Raw genomic sequence first — 2,809 nt, 5'->3', positions numbered from 1 at the left:
GTAACCGCCCGATTGGCGCCGCCTGCCGCCTAAGGCCTTGATGGCCTAAGACACGTGTTTAACGACGTCGTTAGCGACGTGTCTTATGCGGGGATTGCGATGCGCGTTGAAATTCTTGGGCAAGAGCGGCGGCGCCGATGGCGCGACGATGAGAAGCTCGCGATTGTCATGTCGGTTGGGGATGTTGGCGCAACCATCACAGAGGTTGCCCATCGGCACGATATTACGCGCCAGCAGATTTACGCCTGGCGTAGCGAGCTGAAGAAGAAGGGGCTTCTCTCGGCGTCGTCGAATGCATTATTCATCCCCGTAGACGTGAAAGCGGTGCAGATGAATGCCGCTGATGACCGGGAAATGTCCTCCGGCGTGGTCGAACTGCGATTGAGTTGCGGCCGCACGCTTCGCTTCGGCAGTTCGGTCGATACGACCGCCCTGACGCAGCTCATCCGGGCGGTGGAAGCGGCATGATCGGGCCTGGGACCGGCGTTCGTGTCTATCTTGCGTGCGGGGTCACGGACATGCGCAAAGGAATAGAAGGCTTGGCTGCGCTTGCGCAGGATGTCTTGCGCCAGAAGCCGACGGGCGGCGCGGTCTTTGCCTTTCGGGGTAAACGAGGCGATCGCTTGAAGCTACTGTATTTTGATGGCCAAGGCTTCTGCCTGTATTACAAGATTTTACAGAAGGGTCGGTTCCCGTGGCCTGCTGCGTCCGACGGGACAGCGCGACTGACGTCAGCTCAACTGGCGATGTTGTGGGAGGGGATCGATTGGCGTCGTCCTGATTGGGGCGCGCCACCGGCCCGTGTCGGGTGATTTTATCCCTCTGAAACCATTCGTTTTTATGGCAATTTCTCCTGACTTATGGTAGTCAGGATCATGTCAATCGCAACGACAAATCTTCCTGATGATCCAGCCTTTCTCAAGGCGATGATAATAGCGTTGCAGGCGGAAAACGCGAAGATGTCGGCGACGTTGCAAGCGCACGACCAATTGATTCAAACCCTGCGGCTGCGCATCGCCAAGCTGAAGAAGCAGGTCTTCGGCAAGTCGTCCGAAAAGATCGAGCGTGAAATCGAGCAGTTGGAACTGGCGCTTGAGGATCTGTTGATCGCCGCCGCTGAGAGCAATACGGCGCCGATAGATGAGCCTGATGAGGAGGCGTCTGTTGTTGCCATGGCGGATACGTCTGAGAAGATCATGCGCCGGCGCCCACGCGTCTCGGACAAGGCAGTTCGCGAACGCCGAGAACTCGATCCTGGCTCCTGCTGCCCGGAATGCGGAGGTGAGCTGCGTCTTGTCGATGAGGACACAAGCGAAATCCTCGACATGATTGCAGCGCAGATGAAAGTGATCGAGATTGCTCGATTGAAGAAGTCCTGCCGCTGCTGCGAGAAGATGGTCCAGATGGCAGCACCCAGCCGCCCGATCCCTGGCAGCATGGCCGGCGCTGGCCTCTTGGCCTACATTTTGGTCTCGAAGTTCGACGACCATTTGCCACTGTACCGTCTGAACGAGATCTTCGCCCGCATGGGCGCCGACATTCCCGACAGCACGATGGTCGATTGGTGTGGTCGTGCCATGCAGGTGCTGCAGCCTCTTATCGAGAGGATCGAAACGGCGGTCATGGCAAGTGACCTCCTTCATGCCGACGACACCCCGATCCGGGTGCTAGATCGCTCGCTGCGAGACAAGGGGCTGGGCAAGGGAGTGAAGAAAGGTAGGATTTGGACATATGTGCGCGATCAACGTCCTTGGGCAGGCAGTTCTGCGCCTGGTGCAGTCTACTATTTTGCTCCGGACTGGAAAGAAGAGCACGTCCACCGCCACCTCAAGCAATCAAGCGGCATCCTTCAGGCTGACGGCTACAAAGGATACGGCAAGCTGTACTCGCCTGGAGCGGATGGGCTTCCTCGCTTCAAAGAGGCTGCCTGCTGGGCCCACTGGCGACGTGACTTCCACGATATCTGGACATCGAACAAGTCCGAGATCGCGCGAGAGGCGCTGGATCGTATCGGAGCGCTTTACGACATCGAGCGAGGCATCAACGGCCAGCCTCCTGAGATCCGGCTTGCCGCGCGTCAGATGCAGAGCAAGCCCAAGGCTGAAGCATTCCGCCACTGGGCTGAAGCTCAACTGACGCGCATCCCGGGCAAAGGCGATCTGGCGGCAGCTTTCCGCTACGGGTTGAGCCGATGGTCCTCGCTCTGCCTGTTCATGGAAGACGGTCGTGTAGCGATCGACAACAATGCTGCCGAGCGTGCTCTGCGTCCGATAGGCGTTGGAAGACGCAACTGGCTATTCGCGGGAGCCGACACCGGGGCGGAGACTTTGGCGCGGGCCATGACTATCATCGAGACCGCCAAGATGAATGGTCTTGATCCACAGGCATACTTGGCTGACGTGCTTAATCGCATCCACGATCACAAGATCAATCGGTTAGACGAGCTGCTGCCGTGGAACTGGTCGCCGCTCGTCGCAATCTCTGCAGAGGCAGCCTGATGGCAACAGTTACCTACGTCCGTACGATCAATTTTGTTGCCGAAATTCTCAAAGAGGACCCAGAGCTTCTTCAGGCAATCGTCTCCAACGATGATAATCTGAGCTATGGCAGCATCATCTCCGTCTACACCGGGGACGACGAATCCGTCACCGCACTGACAGATGACGGCATGGACGAATTGGAGCAGATGCTCAAAGACGCCCGCCGCTCACCCCCAGAATGGTACAACTTCCTCGACAGCTTTGTGGGCGAAGAGCTCCTCGTCGCTCGCATCAAAGCGAAATCTACGCGGTAGCAATCGGGCGGTTAC

At 58.0% G+C, this 2,809-nt stretch carries 4 protein-coding genes; all 4 read left to right on the top strand.

From position 1 onward, the window contains the following. Window positions 1–99 precede the first annotated feature (99 nt). The 4 genes from tnpA to ACI3K0_RS30600 all read left to right on the top strand — a co-directional run bounded on the left by tnpA (window position 100) and on the right by ACI3K0_RS30600 (window position 2,794). On the top strand, window positions 100–468 hold the full coding sequence (gene tnpA, locus ACI3K0_RS30615; protein WP_112598185.1) for an IS66-like element accessory protein TnpA: 369 nt from the start codon (window positions 100–102) through the stop codon (window positions 466–468). Then, on the top strand, window positions 465–812 hold the full coding sequence (tnpB, locus tag ACI3K0_RS30610) for an IS66 family insertion sequence element accessory protein TnpB (RefSeq protein WP_112598183.1): 348 nt from the start codon (window positions 465–467) through the stop codon (window positions 810–812). Before tnpA ends, tnpB begins: the two co-directional genes overlap by 4 nt. Before the next feature lie 63 nt (window positions 813–875). Then, complete coding sequence (gene tnpC / locus ACI3K0_RS30605; RefSeq protein WP_404946975.1) at window positions 876–2,498, top strand: IS66 family transposase; 1,623 nt, start codon at window positions 876–878, stop codon at window positions 2,496–2,498. Continuing rightward, entirely contained in the window at window positions 2,498–2,794 is a 297-nt protein-coding gene (locus ACI3K0_RS30600; protein ID WP_404946974.1) for a hypothetical protein, read from the top strand. Before tnpC ends, ACI3K0_RS30600 begins: the two co-directional genes overlap by 1 nt. Window positions 2,795–2,809 lie beyond the last annotated feature (15 nt).

This window comes from Rhizobium sp. ZW T2_16 (assembly GCF_044987325.1).
Taxonomy (GTDB): domain Bacteria; phylum Pseudomonadota; class Alphaproteobacteria; order Rhizobiales; family Rhizobiaceae; genus Neorhizobium; species Neorhizobium cellulosilyticum.
This window is presented reverse-complemented; position numbering and strand designations above follow the sequence as displayed.